General features: G+C 52.4%; 16 protein-coding genes. 7 read left to right on the forward strand and 9 right to left on the reverse strand.

The genetic code is table 11. The features are described from left to right. Positions 1-159: 159 nt before the first annotated feature. Positions 160-2,004 (reverse strand): alkaline phosphatase, encoded by a 1,845-nt coding sequence (locus NOS26_RS03160; RefSeq protein WP_255917250.1) that lies wholly within the window; start codon positions 2,002-2,004, stop codon positions 160-162. 118 nt (positions 2,005-2,122) lie between these two features. Here NOS26_RS03160 and NOS26_RS03165 point away from each other — a divergent pair, with 118 nt between their 5' ends. After that, complete coding sequence (locus tag NOS26_RS03165) at positions 2,123-3,010, forward strand: ROK family protein (protein WP_255917251.1); 888 nt, start codon at positions 2,123-2,125, stop codon at positions 3,008-3,010. On the opposite strand, the gene NOS26_RS03170 is transcribed toward NOS26_RS03165, so the two are convergent. From NOS26_RS03170 to NOS26_RS03185, 4 genes are all read right to left on the reverse strand, one after another. Then, the gene (locus tag NOS26_RS03170) at positions 3,004-4,155 is read right to left on the reverse strand and encodes a glycoside hydrolase family 3 N-terminal domain-containing protein (protein ID WP_255917252.1); all 1,152 of its coding nucleotides are present in this window, start codon (positions 4,153-4,155) and stop codon (positions 3,004-3,006) included. The genes NOS26_RS03165 and NOS26_RS03170 overlap by 7 nt on opposite strands. Further along, complete coding sequence (nagA, locus tag NOS26_RS03175; RefSeq protein WP_255917253.1) at positions 4,142-5,296, reverse strand: N-acetylglucosamine-6-phosphate deacetylase; 1,155 nt, start codon at positions 5,294-5,296, stop codon at positions 4,142-4,144. Before nagA ends, NOS26_RS03170 begins: the two co-directional genes overlap by 14 nt. A gap of 460 nt (positions 5,297-5,756) precedes the next feature. Next, positions 5,757-6,044 (reverse strand): hypothetical protein, encoded by a 288-nt coding sequence (locus NOS26_RS03180; protein WP_255917254.1) that lies wholly within the window; start codon positions 6,042-6,044, stop codon positions 5,757-5,759. A gap of 16 nt (positions 6,045-6,060) precedes the next feature. Continuing rightward, complete coding sequence (locus NOS26_RS03185; protein ID WP_255917255.1) at positions 6,061-7,236, reverse strand: DNA polymerase IV; 1,176 nt, start codon at positions 7,234-7,236, stop codon at positions 6,061-6,063. A gap of 230 nt (positions 7,237-7,466) precedes the next feature. Between NOS26_RS03185 and NOS26_RS03190 the strand changes: the two genes are divergently transcribed. Then, entirely contained in the window at positions 7,467-8,408 is a 942-nt protein-coding gene (locus tag NOS26_RS03190; protein ID WP_255917256.1) for a LysR substrate-binding domain-containing protein, read from the forward strand. Positions 8,409-8,414: 6 nt separating this feature from the next. Then, positions 8,415-9,188 carry a hypothetical protein gene (locus NOS26_RS03195; RefSeq protein ID WP_255917257.1) on the forward strand — a complete coding sequence of 258 codons (774 nt, stop codon included), beginning with the start codon at positions 8,415-8,417 and terminating at the stop codon, positions 9,186-9,188. 58 nt (positions 9,189-9,246) lie between these two features. Here NOS26_RS03195 and NOS26_RS03200 read toward each other — a convergent pair whose 3' ends face one another. The 4 genes from NOS26_RS03200 to NOS26_RS03215 form a co-directional block, all read right to left on the reverse strand. Then, entirely contained in the window at positions 9,247-10,182 is a 936-nt protein-coding gene (locus tag NOS26_RS03200; protein ID WP_248289350.1) for a peptidoglycan-binding protein, read from the reverse strand. A 173-nt stretch (positions 10,183-10,355) separates the two neighbouring features. Further along, a complete protein-coding gene (locus NOS26_RS03205; RefSeq protein ID WP_014015340.1) occupies positions 10,356-11,366 on the reverse strand; it encodes a GGGtGRT protein in 1,011 nt (336 codons plus the stop codon). Between the two features lie 12 nt (positions 11,367-11,378). Then, positions 11,379-12,071 carry an iron-sulfur cluster assembly scaffold protein gene (locus NOS26_RS03210; RefSeq protein WP_014015341.1) on the reverse strand — a complete coding sequence of 231 codons (693 nt, stop codon included), beginning with the start codon at positions 12,069-12,071 and terminating at the stop codon, positions 11,379-11,381. Positions 12,072-12,125: 54 nt separating this feature from the next. After that, a complete protein-coding gene (locus tag NOS26_RS03215) occupies positions 12,126-13,025 on the reverse strand; it encodes a LysR family transcriptional regulator (RefSeq protein WP_370687615.1) in 900 nt (299 codons plus the stop codon). A gap of 161 nt (positions 13,026-13,186) precedes the next feature. Between NOS26_RS03215 and NOS26_RS03220 the strand changes: the two genes are divergently transcribed. The 4 genes from NOS26_RS03220 to NOS26_RS03235 all read left to right on the forward strand — a co-directional run bounded on the left by NOS26_RS03220 (position 13,187) and on the right by NOS26_RS03235 (position 17,164). Next, positions 13,187-13,663 carry a hypothetical protein gene (locus tag NOS26_RS03220; protein WP_014015343.1) on the forward strand — a complete coding sequence of 159 codons (477 nt, stop codon included), beginning with the start codon at positions 13,187-13,189 and terminating at the stop codon, positions 13,661-13,663. Between the two features lie 203 nt (positions 13,664-13,866). After that, positions 13,867-14,664 carry a hypothetical protein gene (locus tag NOS26_RS03225; RefSeq protein WP_014015344.1) on the forward strand — a complete coding sequence of 266 codons (798 nt, stop codon included), beginning with the start codon at positions 13,867-13,869 and terminating at the stop codon, positions 14,662-14,664. Positions 14,665-14,674: 10 nt separating this feature from the next. Continuing rightward, complete coding sequence (locus tag NOS26_RS03230) at positions 14,675-15,751, forward strand: ATP-binding protein (RefSeq protein ID WP_255917258.1); 1,077 nt, start codon at positions 14,675-14,677, stop codon at positions 15,749-15,751. Positions 15,752-15,757: 6 nt separating this feature from the next. Then, positions 15,758-17,164: a VWA-like domain-containing protein gene (locus NOS26_RS03235; protein WP_014015346.1), complete on the forward strand. Its 1,407-nt coding sequence runs from the start codon at positions 15,758-15,760 to the stop codon at positions 17,162-17,164. Positions 17,165-17,904 lie beyond the last annotated feature (740 nt).

The following is a 17,904-nucleotide window of genomic DNA, read 5'->3' on the forward strand; positions in this document are numbered from 1 at the left end:
TACTACAAACTATATTGAAAGAGCAACCTCTCAGTCAGCTTCGCTGACAGCTCTCCTATAAGGAGAGCCACTGCGGGCCGCCCATCCTCTGATGTCCGTTTTGGCGACCAGCTTGCGGGGCGCCCTTTGGGACGGCCCCTACGAGCCACTAGCCACTAATCATTTTACATTCTTCGTGGCGTCGATGCCGAGGGCTCTCATGATGCCAAAGAAGACTTCTGTATTGTCCATGACGCCCTGGAAGTATTCCGAGCCAGGACCTTCGGCGTTGAGCGGTACGTCGTCGGCAGCATGGCATTCGTCACCGATAGTATCGGGGATATTAGCCGGTACGAGTTCCCATGGATCGCCGTCGTGATGGCGGGCCGGATTGGCTTTTTCGACGACTGTCGATACCTGATGGTATTCGGTCTTATCGCCAGCCTGCTGAGCTTCCTGTTTGGTAACGGTCTGGGAAACAGTCGGCAGCGTCGGTTTCTGCTGGAAGTGGAAGTTTTCATAATATTCCGGATGGTTGGCATACTGGACGGCCAAGGTAACATCGGGATCGGGATTATCCGGGAAGCCGTCGTGGTTCGCATCTTTGAAGGTCGGGAAGATGGAGTCGGCATAGGTACGGACAGCTGCCAGGCCCTTCTTACCATCCCGTTCATGGTAGGTCCCTGTAATAGAAGCGCCGTGAGCGTGGTCGGCAACGACGATGATCAACGTGTTGTCACCATGTTCTTTGTTCCATTTCTGGGCATATTCAATAGCCTTATCGAATTCGATGGTATCATAAGTGGCGCGCTGCCAATCCATGGCGTGGAGCTGTTTATCGATGGATGCGCCTTCAATCATGGCAAAGAAACCTTTGGGGTTCTTGCTGAGGATGTCCAAGGATTTCTTAGTCATGTTGATGAGGTTTGGCTGATCCGTATATTTGCCGAGGACTTCCGGATTCTTGAGCATTTCCCGGTCGACATAGACGTTCATCGTGCCCGGATGGAACAGGCCCAGAAGCGGTTTGTTATCCGGTGCAGCCATCATTTCTTTAGAATCCGTAACAAAAGTATAGCCTTTATCTTTAAACTCCTGGATGACATTCTGGTTATCGTGGCGCTTCGAGCCCTGTTCAGACTGGGGAATGTAACGGCGCGAACCGCCACCCATGATGACGTCTGGGCGATGATAATCTTCGAGATATTCCGAAGCGATGTAATCCTGGTTGGCACGGCGGCGCGTATGGCCGACCATGGCAGCCGGCGTAGCATCGGTCGATTCAGCTTGGGTGATAATGCCGACGGACATGCCACGGCTGCGTTTTACGATTTCCGAAATATTTTCGACACGCGGATCGTCAAAAGGATCTTTTGTAGAATCTTCATAGACGCCCAGGGCATTGACGACAGATTTATGGCCTGTCGCATAAGCAGACGCCGAGTTAGCGCTGTCTGTCGTCAGGGAATCGTAACCGCTAGTCGTGATCAAGCAGTTGTGGGGCATCTTTTCCATAGCCAGCAAGTCATTGTATTTGCCGTTAGTCATCCCTTTAGAAATGATGCGGGCCATTTCACGGGCCTGCAAGGACATGCCGTCACCGATGAAGAGAATGACGTTCTTGGCCTGGTGCTGGGCTTTTTCCTGGACGACGTTATAACGGGCATTGGCCGAGTTAGCGCCGTTAGCATCGGTGGCTGTCGCTTTTACCGTATAGGAACCGGCTTTCGGGAAATTGACCTGATTGGCACGATATGAAATAACGCCGTTACCTAAATCTTTGGCATCTAATTTCTGACCAAAAAATTTATCGGCTTTCTGTCCATTGACCGTGATGTCAACATTCTTCAGATTCTTTGCTTTCGATACTTCGACGTCGAAATCGAATTTGGCACCAGCCAGGAATTTCGCATTATCGACGGGAAGAATGCGGACATCTGCCGCCTGTACTCCGGGAATGAATCCTGCCAATGAGCCGCAGGCTACCATGGAAAGAATTGCTCGTTTTAACCATTGTCGTTTCATATCGTGACCTCCTGAATTTTGTAACATATTCGACACGCTAAGTATAAAGTCCCTATACATAGAAACGGTCAAATCTATGTATAATTTATGTATAATTCAAGGAAGGATGTGTATACCTATGATTTACAGCTGCATCGATATTGGCGGTACAGCCATCAAATTCGGCCTCATCGACGAAACGGGCCGAATCCATAAGAAAGGCAGCTTGCCTACAGACGCAGCAACAGGAGGTGGCCCAGGCATCGTCCATAAAGTCCGCTCGCTCATCCAGCGCCAGCTGGATGACCACCCCTTAGAAGGTATCGGCATTTCGACAGCCGGTATCATCGACACGAAAAGAGGGCGCGTCGACTATGCCCTGTCCATACCCGATTATACGGGAACCGCCTGGAAATCGCTCTTGGAAAATGAATTCCAGCTCCCCTGTATTGTCGAAAACGATACGAACTGCGCCGCTCTGGGAGAATGGTGGCTCGGCGCCGGCCGGGACATGGACTCCCTCTTCGCCGTAACTGTCGGCACCAGTATTGGCGGAGCCTTCATCGAAAAGGGGCATATTCTCCACGGCGCCGGCCGGGCAGCTGGTGAAATCGCCTATATGCGAGTCCCTGCCGGCCGCCTCCACGACGTCGCCTCGGCGACATACCTCTGCCGGGAAATGGCATGCAAAAAAGCCGCCGACCCAAAAAAGGTCGACGGCCATACTTGCTTTGCCTGGGTCCGTCAGGGAGATGCCACGGCAGCAGCTGTCCTCGATACATTCTGCCAGAATCTAGCCGATGGTCTGGCCAATATTGCTTGTCTGTGCAATCCCGACGGTATCGTCCTCGGCGGCGGCATCATGGCCCAGGAAGATATCCTGCGGCCCAAGCTGGAACAAGCCTTAGCGGCCCGATTGCCAACCATGATGCTGCCACCAAAGGGACTGGCCTTTGCCAAACGGCAGAACGACGCCGGTATGCTAGGCGCCTTGTATCTATTGCTGCATCGAAAAGGCCATTATTGATGATTCAATTTCGTGCGGACAATGCGGGTAACCTTTTCATCAACTAAGTTCCGGAAATCCGCATTATTCTTATATTCTCTCAAAAGACCGTCATAGGTTTCCCGTTCGTGAGCATATTCATGGCATACCAGGACCATATCGGCGCCGGCTTTGATGGCCATGACGCCCATATCAGCAAAGGCATAGTGTTTGGCCATGGCGCCCATTTCCATATCGTCGGAAACGATGAGCCCTTGGTAGCCAAAGGTGTTGCGCAATAAATCGGTCATGATCGGCTTGGAGACACAGGCCGGAAGATTGGGATCCAAAGCAGGGAAGGTGACGTTCGAAACCATGATGAACATTTTCTGATTGTCTTCGCTCTTGATGAGGTTTTCAAAAGGCTTCAAATCCTGCTTCATCAAATCGTCTTTGGAACTGTTGACGCTGTCGCCGTCGATGTGGGGATCCGTCTTGACTTTGCCAATACCCGGAAAATGCTTGAGGGAACACCAGATTCCCGTCTGTTCGTAGCCGGCAATGGCTTCATGGGCAAATTGGGTCACGACGCCAGGGTCGATGCTGTACGACCGTTCGGTCTGAGAACCGAGGTCGACGACAGGCGCAAAATTGACGTTGATGCCCAGCTTTTTCAAGGCATCGCCTGTCGTGACGGCCCACTGCTTCGCCTGAGCCGGCTGACCACTCTGACCGATAGCCTGTTCAGACGGCACAGGCGGGAAGGCCTTACGCATGCGCAGGACCTGCCCACCTTCCTGATCCAGAGCAATAAAAGGCATGACACCGCTCTTCTTGCGGATTGTCGTGTCTATTTTTTTTGTCAAATGCTGGACCTGCTCAGGCGTATCCATGTTGCGGTCAAATAAGATGACATTGCCAGTATGACAATATTCTAGCTGACGCTGAGCCTGGTCATCGATGGTCGTCTCAGCCAGGCCGATCATCATGAGCTGGCCGATTTTTGCTTCTGGTGACATCTTGGCGACAAGCCGCGACGCTTCGTCTTCCTGCACCGCACCTTTAGATGGCGCAGCCGGGCCCGTCGGCGACGGCGACCGGTTCCAGAAGAACCAAGCCCCAGCCAGCACGAGCACCAAGACGGCCACAGCCAGGAAAATACCGCTCTTCGTATTATGCTTCTTCATTATATGCCAACTCCCCGGCAACGACTGTCTGTTTTACATGGAAATCGTTGCTGTCCAGAATGGTAATATCCGCCTGTTTCCCTTCTTCCAAAGAACCAATGCGGTCATAGACACCGAGGGCTTTGGCCGGGTTGACCGTAGCCATAGCGATGACATCAGGAATGGAAGCACCGGAATTGATCAGGAAGTGGAGGACCACTTCGTTCATAGGAGCAATGCTGGCAGCCAGGGTCCCGTCAGCCAGACGGGCTTCGCCGTTTTTGACAAAGACTTTCTGCCCGCCCAGGCTCGATTCGCCGTCGCCTTGCAGGCAGGCCCGCAGGGAATCAGTGACCAAGATGAGGCCATCACGGCCTTTCATCTGATAAGCCAATTTCTGCGCTGCCGGATGGACGTGGAGATTATCACAAATCAATTCACAGCAGGCATGTTTATTGAGCAGTGCTGCCCCGACGACGCCGGGTTTACGATGATGGAAAGGAGTCATGGCATTATATAAATGAGTGACATGGCAGTGACCAAGGGTATCCATACATTCCATAGCTTGATCGAAATCGGCTGCTGTATGACCGATGGATACGGTAATGCCGTGGTCCTGGCAGTCTTGCAGGAATTTCTTGTTCTTCAGCGTTTCCGGTGCCAATGTGATAATCTTAATGACATCGGCATAGGGCTCGAGCCAGGAAAAATCGGCAGTCTGAATATTTTCTTCAGCCTGGGAACCCTTATAAGCCGGACTGATGAAAGGGCCTTCCATATGAGCGCCCAAGACCTGAGCGCCCCCTTGGTAATCGGCCCGGGCCTGACGGATACGGGAGAGAGCCTTCTCGATGCGCCCCGGTTCCATGGTCATCGTCGTCGGGACAAAGGACGTAACCCCTGTCGATGGCAGAGCTTGCTGCATGGTCCTCAGTGCCTGATCATTATCATCCATGGTATCGGCACCGGCACAGCCGTGGATATGTTCGTTGATGAAGCCCGGGACGACAAAGCCGCCGTTGGCGTCGATGAATTCCGAGCACATACCGGCTCGGAACTGTTTGCGCGGTACAATACGCCAGATATCCTTTTCATACATAATGACATGGCCGTTAATGATTTCGTTCGGCAAGACAATGAGTCCGTCAATAATAGCTTTCATGTTGATTTCCTCCTAATTGTATTCATTATTTCCAGTATACCACAAACATCAAGGCTGTGGAAATTGTGGATAAATGAAGTGGATAAGTTGTGCACAGACTTGAAAAATGGCTATTTTATGCTTTGTCCACTTGTGCATACCTTTCCACAATGTATCCACATATTGTGGAAAACTCGCCGCAACGGGTTATCCACATTTTCACAAGACTTATACACATTCTCTGCGCCATTTGTTCGCCCGGTATCATTGGCGTGTCTATCCCGTTTTTCGTCCATTTTCACTAGAGATACACATTTATCCACGAAAGTTATCCACATTTCAGCCGTCCATCTCCTAAAAGTATGCACCTGAAAAAATGGCATAACCATGCGCTTGACAAAAAAATATCCACATTTCTGTCACTCTTGTACACAGAAAATGTGGATAAATTGTGTATACCTGAATTGTGGATAGTTGTACTTCAATCGACAGGCCGGCTCCAGTCAATGTGGATGCCCGTAGCCCGCCAGATGTAGCACAGGGCCAGCTTCAAAGCTTCCAGGCTCGACGTCGGCACGACACTCAAGGTCTTGTAGTTCGATAAATCCGTATATTGATGCAAGGCCTTTTCTGTCGTCAAATACTGACGAGCCTTTTCATCCATGGCGTCATCATTGAGGTGGACGCCGAGTTTCTTCGTTTCTGTATCATATTCGATGTACCCGTTGTTGTTGTCACCCGTATGGGCCGCTACTTTAAAAATTGCCATAACAAAAACTCCTTCTCTATGTATCTTTTTCATGGGACATTTCCCAGAGAAATCCCTTCATGATGGCCGTCCGGCCAAAGCGCTTCTGCAGCTTGTCGATGGCCTCTGTCACTTTGGCCTTCGTCTCTTCGTCTTCCGAGAACAAATCGCCCTGCACCTGATAGGCCTGGAGCTGGCTGACCGTCAGTCCCAGGAGGCGGATGGGTTCATGGCCTCTGCTCTTATTATACAATCTTTTTGCCGAAAAATATAATTGTTCTTCTGAACAGGTTCCCATACTCTGCAACGTCAAAGACCGGGTAATGGTCTTGAATGAGGCATAGCGTATCTTGAGGGTGATGGTCCGTCCCATGAGCCGGTTCTGCCGGAGCCGCCAGGACACTTCATTGGCCAGGAGTCGGAACTGTTCATCCACTTCGGCCTCCTGTGTCAGATCATGGCTGTACGTATGCTCATTGCCGACGGACTGAGGCCGCCGCCGCACTTCCAGCGGCCGGTTATCCTGCCCCTGGGCCAGGCAGTAAATCCGCCGGGCCTGATTGCCGACGACAGGCTGGAGTACTTCGGGACTGGCTGCCGCAATATCACCGATGGTATGGTAGCCCGCTTTTTGCAAGGCTTCGGCTGTTACCTTGCCGACACCCCACAGGCGGTTCAGCGGCAGGGGCGCCAATATCTGACGTTCCGTCCCATAGGGGATCCAGACCAGGCCATCCGGTTTGCGAAGGTCCGACGCCAATTTGGCCAGGAACTTATTGGGCGCAATGCCGGCCGAGGCGACGAGGCCCGTCGTCCGCCGTATCTCTTCCTTGACGGCCTTGCCTATGTCGACGATATCCGGATAATGGCGTTCCATCCCGGAGATATCGAGGAAAGCCTCATCTAAGGCCAGTGGTTCGATAAACGGCGAGTAGTGGGACAAGATCAGGCGTATCTGGTGGGAAATGCGCCGGTAATGGGACATGCGCACGGGCAGGAAGACGCCGTTGGGGCAGAGACGGCGGGCCAGTTTCATGCTCATGGCCGAATGGACACCGCAAGCCCTCGCCTCATAAGAGGCCGTCGCGACGACGCCCCGTTCCATGAGACCGCCGACAATGACTGGCAGCCCTTTCAGGGCCGGGTTATCCCGTTGTTCTACAGACGCATAAAACGCATCCATATCGACATGCATGATCCATCGCCGTGCCATAGCCATCCCTCCTCCATTCTATACTATATTATACAACGATTGCCGTCCCTAAATATAGGGGCTTGTGTCATTTCATACAAAATATTGTTAACAATACATCCATGTGCTGAAACACAAATTGCTATAAAACGGCTTAGTAGTGCCGCTTACAAAGAAGTGTACACCATTGGATTTTCATGCCATAATATGGTAAACTATAAGAATACTAAAGAGAGGTGAAATATCACATTATGGATTTATTCCAATTGACATACTTCATCGAAGTCGCTCATAAAAAAAGCTTCACCAAAGCTTCTAAATCACTGCATATCAGCCAGCCATCGATCAGCAAGGGAATCAAGGCCCTGGAAGAACACTGGGGCGTCCAGCTCTTCGACCGCAAGGGGAAAAATGTAGAGCTCACGGAAACGGGGTCCTATTTGCTCCCCAAAATCGAAGAGCTCATCAAGGGATTCACCCAGCTGAACGAAGAAATGGAATCGCCCCAGCTGCTCAATGCCGGCAAATTATCCGTCGGCGTACCACCTATGATCGGGTCATCGGTCATCGCACCGTTCATCGCCCATTTCATCAATAAATATCCTAAAATCGAGCTGGAAATGAAAGAAGTCGGTTCTCAAGACGTCGTATCCGCCATCGACGACGGCCTCATCCAGGTCGGTTTCGTCGCCCTGCCGATTACGACGGAAATACCGTATGAATTTTTCATTTTCCATGAAGAACCTCTCGACGTCGTTCTCTGGCCGGATCATCCCCTGGCCTCTCAGCCGTCGCTGACCTTGTCGGACATCAAAGATGAAACCTTCGTCTTCTATCCGAATGGCTTCTCCCTGAATCCCTACCTGCGCTCGGCTTTCCAGGAAATCATGGCTCATCCGAAAATCGTCTGCCGTTCCAGTAACTGGGACTTCCTGGCTCAGATGGTCGCCGGCCGCCTGGGCATTTCCCTGATGCCGCACACCATCTGTCAGCGGATTTCACCGGACCTTGCCGTTTCCGTCCCCCTCGTCCAGCCCCATCTCTATTGGACCCTGGCCCTGATATGGAAAAGCAAGGGCTATTTATCGCACCCATCGCGGACATGGGTACAGTCGTTCAAAGATTATTTCAAGGATGCCAATGAGGCCATCCAGAGTGCCGTCTCCGAACATCCTTACCTTTCAGAGGAGTAGATCACGATGTCTAAATCATTGCTATCGGCAGTAGAAAAAAACGAAATTTTTTCACATCAACGCGATAACGGTCCCTTCAGCGCCCTGGCCCTGGAAACGGCCTGCCTGAACTACCTGGACCGGTTGAACCGCATCTTCCGCGATCCCCTGGCAGCTGCAGCGGACCGCCGGGCAGCCCTCAAAAAAGGGATGGCCCTGGAACAAAAGCTTTTCGACTATATCCGCCACGAAACGCCGATCAGCTATTTTGACAGCGATTTCCGCAATCAGACGAAACAATATATCCGCATGCGGGAAATCTACGTCGACGCCGTGAATTTCACCTTCAAGCGCCATCGCTTCCGCTTCGTCCTGGACTTATTGCGCCTGTACAGCGAAGACCCGTGCCAGATCCTGCCGGAACGGGATATCTTCAAGGAAAAATGGGAACAGGTCCTGCTCTACGACTACCTGCTCCTCGACATGGGCCAGAAGAACACCGAGGACATCGGCCGCGAAGCCGTATCCAACGGATATCATGAATGTGACTATACCCTGGAAATCGAAGAAGTGTGGAAACAGCCCATGAAAGCCGTTCCCCGCTCCCATTTCCGTTACGTCAAAGCGGCCCTGCCCTACAGTCAGGGCGCCCGGGCCATCGCCACGTGGATGAAAGACCATGCTAACGACCTTGCCCCGGCCCTGTGGGTTGTCGATACGAAGGCCATCGAAGCCTTGAGAAAGGGCCCGGACCTCATCGTCACCGACGAAGATATCGCGATTATTGAAAAAACGTTTTGAAAAAAAGGGCTTGTCGTCGTGCGACAAGCCCTTTTTATCGTAGGGATGCGCCCTCGCCTTACATGACGCGTTTGGCACCGATGTAGCGGGCAGACCAGTAGTTGCTGTCCATATCGGAGATGCTGACGCCATCACTGGCGGCATTGATGAACTGGTGGTTGCCGATATAGATGCCGACGTGGGAAATTCCCGATTCATAAGTCGAGAAGAAGACCAGGTCGCCAGGCTGTAAATTGGCCATGGAAACGGAATAACCTACTCCATACTGTTCATCGGCGCCGCGCGGCAAGTCGATACCGGCCGCCGAATAGACGTAACGCGTAAAGCCCGAGCAGTCAAAGCCGGATGGCGTAGAACCACCAAAGACGTAAGGTACACCGATATATTGGTTGGCAATATCGAGAATATGCGTCGCTTCCGGGCTTTCGACCCGGGATACCCCGTTATAACCGCCACTGCCGAAACGGCGGATCGGTCCGGTCGGCAAGGACTGCCCCGTCAGGGAATAGAACGTCTCTTGACCGACGATGCCGTCTGGTTCCAGTCCATGGTCCACCTGATAAGAGCGGATAGCCCGTTCCGTACCGGGTCCAAAAGCCCCGTCTACGGCAACGTCATAGCCATTGTTGGCCAAAGCCTGCTGGACAAGCGTGATTTCATTTTGCGACGTCGCTGCCAGCATCGCTGCCGAAGCGCCGGCCTGGACCGTATGGTTTTCCGGCATCGCTTCTCCCATCAAGGCTTCGTATGTCGCAGCTCCGACGATGCCATCTGCTTCCAATCCCTGTGCTTCCTGGAATTGGCGGACTGCAGCCTGCGTCGAAGCGCCGTAATCGCCATCGACGGAAATATCATAGCCATAATTGGCTAAGGCCTGCTGAATCGTCGTGATTTGATTTCCCTTGTCACCGGGATGAAAAGTAGCACCGGCAAAAGATATAGAAGTCATCAGACACAAGCCCAGCATAACAGCTATCTTCTTTGTCGTATCCATGAAATACCCCTTTCACAAAATCGTAATATATTATTTTATTATATCATTTTTTCGACTGTATTTGTAGGGTATGGGGCCATTGTCATACAAAGGCTTCTGCCATCATACGAAATTTCTTTCACTCAAAAAGGCGCTGTCTTCATGTGACAGCGCCTTTTTTTACATACGTAATATTAGAATTTGCCAGCTTTAGCAGCGCCTTCTACGGCGACAGCTACGGCTACGGATGCACCAACCATGGGGTTGTTGCCCATGCCGAGGAAGCCCATCATTTCTACGTGAGCCGGTACAGACGAAGAGCCAGCGAACTGAGCATCACTGTGCATACGGCCCATGGTATCGGTCATGCCGTAAGAAGCAGGGCCGGCAGCCATGTTATCCGGATGGAGCGTGCGGCCTGTGCCGCCGCCGGATGCAACGGAGAAGTATTTCTTGCCCATTTCGATACATTCTTTCTTGTATGTACCGGCAACGGGGTGCTGGAAGCGGGTCGGATTGGTGGAGTTACCCGTGATGGAAACGTCAACGCCTTCGTGGTGCATGATAGCAACGCCTTCGCGGACATCGTCGGCACCGAAGCAGCGGACGTTAGCCCGTTCACTCTTGGAATAAGGGATTTCACGGACGATGTTCAGTTCACCTGTTTTGTAATCGAACTGGGTCTGAACATAGGTGAAGCCGTTGATACGGGAAATGATCTGGGCAGCGTCTTTGCCGAGACCATTGAGGATGACGCGGAGAGGCACTTTACGAGCCTTGTTGGCATTGCGGACGATGCCGATAGCGCCTTCAGCAGCGGCGAAGGATTCGTGACCTGCCAGGAAGCAGAAGCATTTCGTTTCGTCCTGCAAGAGCATAGCTGCCAGGTTGCCGTGGCCGCGGCCGACTTTGCGGTCTTCAGCGACGGAGCCGGGAATGCAGAAGGACTGGAGGCCGATGCCGATGGCTTTAGCCGCTTCTACAGCCGTCCGTGCATTGGTCTTGATAGCGATGGCAGCGCCAACGGTGTAGGCCCAGCCAGCATTTTCAAATGCAATCGGCTGTACGTCTTTGACGATTTTATAGGGATCCAGGCCGGCAGCTGCACAGATATCGCGACATTCTTCAACGCTGCCGATACCGTATTCTTTCAGTACGCCGAGGATCTTATCAATTCTTCTGTCGTAGCTTTCAAATAATTCCATGGTTTTGCCCTCCTATTGCTGTCTCGGATCGATATACGAAGCTGCTTCTTCAAAGCGGCCATAGTGGCCTTTTGCGTCTTCCATAGCTTTGGCCGGTTCGACGCCCTTCTTGATGGCTTCCATCATTTTGCCGAGGTGGATGAATTCATAGCCGATGACCTGGTTATCTTCATCGAGTGCCATGCGGGTAACATAGCCTTCGGTCATTTCCAGATACCGCGTGCCTTTCGCTTTCGTACCGAACATGGTACCGGTCTGGCTGCGCAGGCCTTTGCCGAGGTCGTCCAGGCTGGCGCCGATGGGGAGGCCGCCTTCGGAGAAGGCTGTCTGGGTACGGCCGTATACAATCTGGAGGAAGAGCTGGCGCATAGCCACGTTGATAGCATCGCAGACCAAGTCTGTATTGAGGGCTTCAAGAAGCGTTTTGCCCGGAAGGATTTCCGAAGCCATAGCAGCAGAATGAGTCATGCCGGAACAGCCGATGGTTTCAACGAGGGCTTCTTCAATGATGCCGTCTTTGACATTGAGTGTCAATTTGCAGGCACCCTGCTGCGGAGCACACCAGCCTACGCCATGGGTCAAGCCGCTGACATCTTTGATTTCCTTTACCTGTACCCATTCGCCTTCTTCCGGAATCGGGGCCGGTCCGTGATATGCGCCTTTCGTGACGGGACACATATTCTTAACTTCTGTTGAATATAACATGTTCTCTTCACCCTTTCAAAATGTATGAGAAATAAAAAGCAGCACGTATAAGACTCAGTCCTTCAACTGGTCGTATATCTGTGTGAATAAAGCGCGATACATGCTGCCTTTGCGCCACAAGAATGAAAATGCGTGCATGACGGAGAAATCCTTGACGACGATGCGTCGCAGCGTCCCGTCTGCCAGTTCTTTCTGAACTGATGTTTCATATAAAAATGCAATACCGCAGTCACGGCAGGCCAGTCCTTTGACGGCCGACAGGCTGCCCACTTCATAGCGGGCCGGGAAATGGTCCAGTGTGTAGCCCTGTTCTGCCAGCTTATGTTCCAAGATCCGGCGGGCGCCGGCATGGCGTTCGCGGACGATGATCCGATAGCGCATGAGTTCTGACAGCGTCATTTCTTCCGGAGCTTCATAGCCCGTACCGCAGACAGCGACGATCGGTTCATTAGAAAATAAGAGCGATTCATAGCGTCCCTGGTCAAAAGAACTTTCGACAATGGCAAAATCAATGGCGCCATCGTCCAGGGACTGGAGCAGCTTTTCCGCATCCGCAATTTCCATGCGAAGATTCATATCGTCATTATGCTTGAGCAAGTCAGCCAATTTATCGAGAATCCCCACGCCAGCTGTCGGCGTCGCCCCAAAGGTCAGGGAGCGATTGTGCTGCAGGTCGCGAAGATGCTCTTTTAAGATGGCATCGTCATGACTGATGGCAGTCACGGCATTCCAAAGGATGTGCCCAGCCTGGGTCAATTGCAGATGTTTTCCCTTATAACTGAAAAGCTTGGTCCCGTATTCGCGTTCCAAGTAGCGAATATGCTGAGAAACGGCAGGCTGTGTGATGTGAAGTTCCGCAGCAGCCCGGGTATAATTCATGTGACGGCAAACGCACAAAAATGTATGGATACGAAAATCTAACATAGCACCCTTCCCTTTCTTTGCGTTTTCCATAAGATAATTTTATGATATTTCAAAATTTTTATCAAGAAAAAAGTGGGCATTTTTCGTATACGTGTGGGACGTCTTTGCTCCCAGTATAGTTTTACCCCTACCTTCATGATATAATAGGACAAACGATTAACCTATTTTACGATAAGGAAGGATGGATTCTCATGAAAAAAATGACGACGCTCTGTGCGTCCCTGCTCCTGGCCCTGGGCTGCCTGACAGCCAACGCCATGGATTCCCAGACCCTGGTCAGCAACCCCGGCCGTTACCGCGTCATCAGCACCAGTCCGGACGGCATCGCCTATGCCGATATGGATTCCCTCCGGGCCATGCAGACCATGGACTATCCCAACAGCATCGAAAACATGAGCTTTACGTTGTATGTCGAAAAATATGCCGGCATCCGCGATGACCTAATCTTCCAGCTTGGCCAGGAAATCCACCAAATCAACGAATACAAAGCGGCCCTGCACGCCAACAAGCGCGAGGGGACATATGACTTGAACGCTGACCTGACAAATGTCTATCATACCGACGGAACGGCGTACTCTGTCAAAATCGACACGGTCCAGTTCCAGAACATCCGCGACATGTACACGGCCCTGCACCACTTCGCCGCCCTCATGCCGCAGAAGAATTAGTGGCTCGTAGCGGCTCTCCTTATAGGAGAGCTGTCAGCGAAGCTGACTGAGAGGTTGCTCTATCAACGTAGTTTGTAGAAAAGGCTAACCACTTAAAAGGACTTGTTGCACACGACAAGTCCTTTTTGAGTTTCCTCCGGCCCGCAGCTATTGTATAATAGAGGCAAGTGAATCTTTATTATATAAAACGAAAGGGACCTGACATGACGAACGAAAAATATATGAATATGATCCGCAACAATCCCTATGTAATCGACCGCATCGAAAACCCGACGGAAGAAATGCAGCTCCTGGCTGTCCAGATGAACGGCCTGGCCCTGCAATACATCAAACATCCGTCAGAAGCGGTCCAGAAAGCCGCCGTCGCCAATACGGCCCGGGCCATCCAATTCATCGACCATCCGTCGGAAGACATGCTCCTGCAAGCGGTCCGCGCTGGCTGGAACAACCTGAGTTATATCGAAAATCCGTCACCGGAACTCATCGACGCCGCCCTGGACCAGTCGGGCTGGGCCATCAAATACGTCAAAGACCCGGACGAAGCCCTGCAGCTGCGGGCTGTAGAAAAGAATTACGACGCCATCAAATACATCAAGCATCCGACACCGGCCGTCCAGCTGGCCGCCATCCGCGGCAACTACGAAGCCCTGCGCTACATCGAAAAGCCGACGGAAGAAGCAAAAGAACTGGCCATCAGCGAAAACGAACAGGCCATCCGCCTCATCCCGAATATCAGCAAAGAGGAATTTCTCCACTATCTCAGCCGCAACGTCCTGGTCAGCAAATACATGCCCAAGGGCATTTCCCTGACCCCTGACGATTGGCGCAATACCTTCAAGGCCGTCTTGTCCCGGGACGATGTACCGGAAGACTATGTCCGCAACTTCATCACCTGCAACGCCGTCGATCTGACACCAGCCGATAAAGTCCTCCTCGTCGACGATTGCGGCAGCAAGAAGGCCCGCCGTATCACAGTAGATGAAAAATTGACGTTGAAATAGGAGAGAAACCATGAACTTTACAGATACTTTCAAAAGCGTAGAATTAGTCCTCAAAGCCGGTGAAGTCCCACTTCTCGTCGGCGAAACGGGCATCGGCAAGACCTCCCTGGCCCGGGAACTGGCTGCCAAGAATGACTGGAGCCTGGTCGGCATCGACGGCAACCTCCTCAAAGAAGGGGAAATCGGCGGCCTGCCTACGGTCGAAGCGGGCACGACGATTTATGCCGTCCACCACAAGCTCCGCAAAATCGACGAAGAAATCGCCAAGGGCCGGACAGTCCTCTTGTTCATCGACGAAATCAACCGCTGCGACCACGCCGTCCAGCAGGAACTGATGAACCTCATCCTCAACCGTGAAATCAACGGCTACGTCTTGTCGCCGTCGGTCCACATCATCGCCGCCATGAACCCGGCCGATTCCTATGACTACGAAGTCGTCGAAATGGATGCAGCCCAGCAGAACCGCTTCGTCTGGCTGTACATGGAAGCCGATTACCTGCAGTGGCTCGATTGGGCCTCGACGGCAGGCATTGAAGAAAAGGTCATGGAATTTATTTCCACCTTCCCGGAATATCTGGACAAGACCAACGAAGACGACATCAATGCCACGCCGCGCAGTTACGAACGCATTTCCAAACTGTACCACATCTATAAACAGGACCCGTCGGCCATCCCGCAGGGCGTCTTCTACAACGTCATCCGCGGCAACGTCGGCAAACTCATCGCTCAGGAATTCGTCCATTTCGTCACGTCCGACGCCCAGCCCCTCATCGCTTATGACGATGTCTTCGGCAGTCCATCCCTGGATCCGGCCCTGTCCAGCCGGGTCAACAGTGAAAGCCACACCCGGCTCTACCTGGCTGCCAAGAACATCCTCAAGCAGCTGGAACATGCCATCCGCCTCGATGACAGCGAAGCTCAGCCGCTCCTTTCCCGCCTGGTCGCCTTCCTGGCGCTCTATCCCGTCGACCTGCGCCTCGGCGTCATGAAGGACATGAAAGCCGCCAACCCCAAAGTCTATGCCTGCGCTCTGGATAACGACGACTTCATCGAAAGCTACTTCGCAGCTTTCCGGTCCCTTCGGTAAACGCCTATGGAACAATCACTGCCCATTGCGGCTAACCTCCTCTATCAGCAGGCATCTATCGTCGCCGACGCCGTCCTCGCCGAGCAGCGCCGGACTGGCAGCGTCCCGGATGTGCCGGCCGATTTCCAAAAGAAATTCTACACCTTCCTGGACCGCATCAACGGCCACCTCATGGAAGACAAAGACAATTTCTTCGGCTATTTTCTCTTCCAAATGGTCAAGGAAATCCGCTTTGACATGGCCTCGCCGACAGGGACCAACTTCAAGGGGACGCGGTACCACCTCTATTTCAATCCCATGCTCTTCCTGCCCCTGTCGCCGGAACAGATGGAGAGCACGATTAAGCATGAAATCCTCCACGTCGTCTCCCTCCACCTCATCCGGTCCAAAGAACTCCGGCAGCAATACAGCAAAATGGCCGTCAACCTGGCCATGGACGTCGTCGTCAACACCTATCTCGACCACCTGCCGCCCTTCTCGACGACCCTGGAATGGGTGAACATGAACTATTCCCTGCTCCTGAATCCCTTTGAAAGCCTGGAATACTACGTCGATAAGATTCAAGGCGCCCTGGACTTGCGGACCGACAAAAAAGACCTGCCCGAATCGGACAGCGACTCCGACGAATCCATTGCCGTATCCTACGACCCGGCTAAGACCCACGACTTATGGGACGAAGGCGATGATATCGACGAAGAGACGCTGCGCAAATTCACGGAAAAATACATCGACGCTTCGTGCAAGGGCGAGCTGTCGAATTATCTGGAAAGCATGATCAAAGCCTTGAAAGACAGTCAGGAAGACCTGCCCTGGCACTGGTACCTGAAAAAGCTCGTCGGCTCCGTCACCAGCACCTGGAAGCGGACGACCATGCGCCGCAACCGCCGCCAGCCGGAACGGCTGGACCTGCCGGGCTGCCTGCGCTCCCATACGGCCAAAATCCTCATCGGCCTGGACATCAGCGGCAGTATCACCGATGCCGAATTTCGTCAGGCCATCGGCGAAGTCCTGCACCTGGTCCGCTGCTATAACCATGAAATCATCGTCGCCGAATGTGACGACGAAATACGCCGCACCTACCGCATCCGCACCATGGACGACGTCCGCGGCCGCCTGGACATCCGCGGCGGCACAGCCTATTCCCCGGTCTTCACCTACGCCAATACCCAGCGCGTCGACCTCGTCGTTTACTTCACCGACGGCAAAGGCGAAGAAAAACTCCAGACACCGCCCAAAGGCTACAAAGTCCTCTGGGTTCTCTCGGGTAAGGGAGACAAACTCTCTCTGAAGAAGCCCTTCGGCCTGGTCAAACGACTGACCAAGCTCCCGGAATACGACCCGTCCCTCGACTTCGACGACGTAGAAAAAGGCGGCTTCTCCATGAATCACCAGGAAGACATCAGTATGCCGTGAATAAAAGATAAAAAGGCGCTGTCACAGGAAGACAGCGTCTTTTTTGAGTGGTTAGTGGTTAGTAGCTCGTGGTTCGTGGCTCGTAAAGGCCTGCCATTATGCCCGAATAGGCCATGGTAAAATCTCACAGCGGGCCGCCTTATTCAGGCGGCCCCTACGCATACGACCGCTAGCCTTTTTTTGCGACCTGCCACCTGAGGCCTGCGTTTATTTTTTCATCGCCGATAAAAAGGGGCATTTGCGTTTCATTCAATGAGTATTCTCCAGGAACGAAAGAAACGGGAACATTGACGATTATCGTCATTTATGTTATGCTAGATATAGAAAAAGGTGTTGCCTGGAAACGGTCAGCCCCATTGTTTAACGAAGTAATCGCCTAGAGTTGTGGAGCTGCAAGGCGATTATTTTTTATCACAGTTTCGCCAGAAGACTCCTTCCTCTTAGGTTGGAGCTGAATGGCGAGCCTGTGGTATAATATCAATAGCAGTTAGACTTCTGCAGGAACAAAAAAGTATTTTCGATCAACGGTCTTTGAGCCGTTTTCGGAGGAGCACTCCCCCTTGCCGCAGCACGACGCAATAGGCGAATCGCGACGGGTAGAAAAGAAGTGCAAAATGTATCTACCAAAGTAAGCAGAACCTCGATTTCGAGGGACTGTGTAAGGGGCTTTTGGACAGCCCTTTGAGAATAAGGCTATCCTGATTTCAGGAGGAAACTTAAACAGCAACCTTCTCAAGAAT

The sequence above is a fragment of the Megasphaera sp. SC8-1 genome (assembly GCF_024436295.1).
In the GTDB taxonomy this organism is placed as follows: domain Bacteria; phylum Bacillota; class Negativicutes; order Veillonellales; family Megasphaeraceae; genus Megasphaera; species Megasphaera elsdenii.

What these genes read in the sequence shown, in the direction of transcription:
- NOS26_RS03160 (WP_255917250.1), bottom strand. Translation starts at nt 2,004, where the DNA reads ATGAAACGACAATGGTTAAAACGAGCAATTCTTTCCATGGTAGCCTGC.
- NOS26_RS03165 (WP_255917251.1), top strand. Translation starts at nt 2,123, where the DNA reads ATGATTTACAGCTGCATCGATATTGGCGGTACAGCCATCAAATTCGGC.
- NOS26_RS03170 (WP_255917252.1), bottom strand. Translation starts at nt 4,155, where the DNA reads ATGAAGAAGCATAATACGAAGAGCGGTATTTTCCTGGCTGTGGCCGTC.
- nagA (WP_255917253.1), bottom strand. Translation starts at nt 5,296, where the DNA reads ATGAAAGCTATTATTGACGGACTCATTGTCTTGCCGAACGAAATCATT.
- NOS26_RS03180 (WP_255917254.1), bottom strand. Translation starts at nt 6,044, where the DNA reads ATGGCAATTTTTAAAGTAGCGGCCCATACGGGTGACAACAACAACGGG.
- NOS26_RS03185 (WP_255917255.1), bottom strand. Translation starts at nt 7,236, where the DNA reads ATGGCACGGCGATGGATCATGCATGTCGATATGGATGCGTTTTATGCG.
- NOS26_RS03190 (WP_255917256.1), top strand. Translation starts at nt 7,467, where the DNA reads ATGGATTTATTCCAATTGACATACTTCATCGAAGTCGCTCATAAAAAA.
- NOS26_RS03195 (WP_255917257.1), top strand. Translation starts at nt 8,415, where the DNA reads ATGTCTAAATCATTGCTATCGGCAGTAGAAAAAAACGAAATTTTTTCA.
- NOS26_RS03200 (WP_248289350.1), bottom strand. Translation starts at nt 10,182, where the DNA reads ATGGATACGACAAAGAAGATAGCTGTTATGCTGGGCTTGTGTCTGATG.
- NOS26_RS03205 (WP_014015340.1), bottom strand. Translation starts at nt 11,366, where the DNA reads ATGGAATTATTTGAAAGCTACGACAGAAGAATTGATAAGATCCTCGGC.
- NOS26_RS03210 (WP_014015341.1), bottom strand. Translation starts at nt 12,071, where the DNA reads ATGTTATATTCAACAGAAGTTAAGAATATGTGTCCCGTCACGAAAGGC.
- NOS26_RS03215 (WP_370687615.1), bottom strand. Translation starts at nt 13,025, where the DNA reads ATGGAAAACGCAAAGAAAGGGAAGGGTGCTATGTTAGATTTTCGTATC.
- NOS26_RS03220 (WP_014015343.1), top strand. Translation starts at nt 13,187, where the DNA reads ATGAAAAAAATGACGACGCTCTGTGCGTCCCTGCTCCTGGCCCTGGGC.
- NOS26_RS03225 (WP_014015344.1), top strand. Translation starts at nt 13,867, where the DNA reads ATGACGAACGAAAAATATATGAATATGATCCGCAACAATCCCTATGTA.
- NOS26_RS03230 (WP_255917258.1), top strand. Translation starts at nt 14,675, where the DNA reads ATGAACTTTACAGATACTTTCAAAAGCGTAGAATTAGTCCTCAAAGCC.
- NOS26_RS03235 (WP_014015346.1), top strand. Translation starts at nt 15,758, where the DNA reads ATGGAACAATCACTGCCCATTGCGGCTAACCTCCTCTATCAGCAGGCA.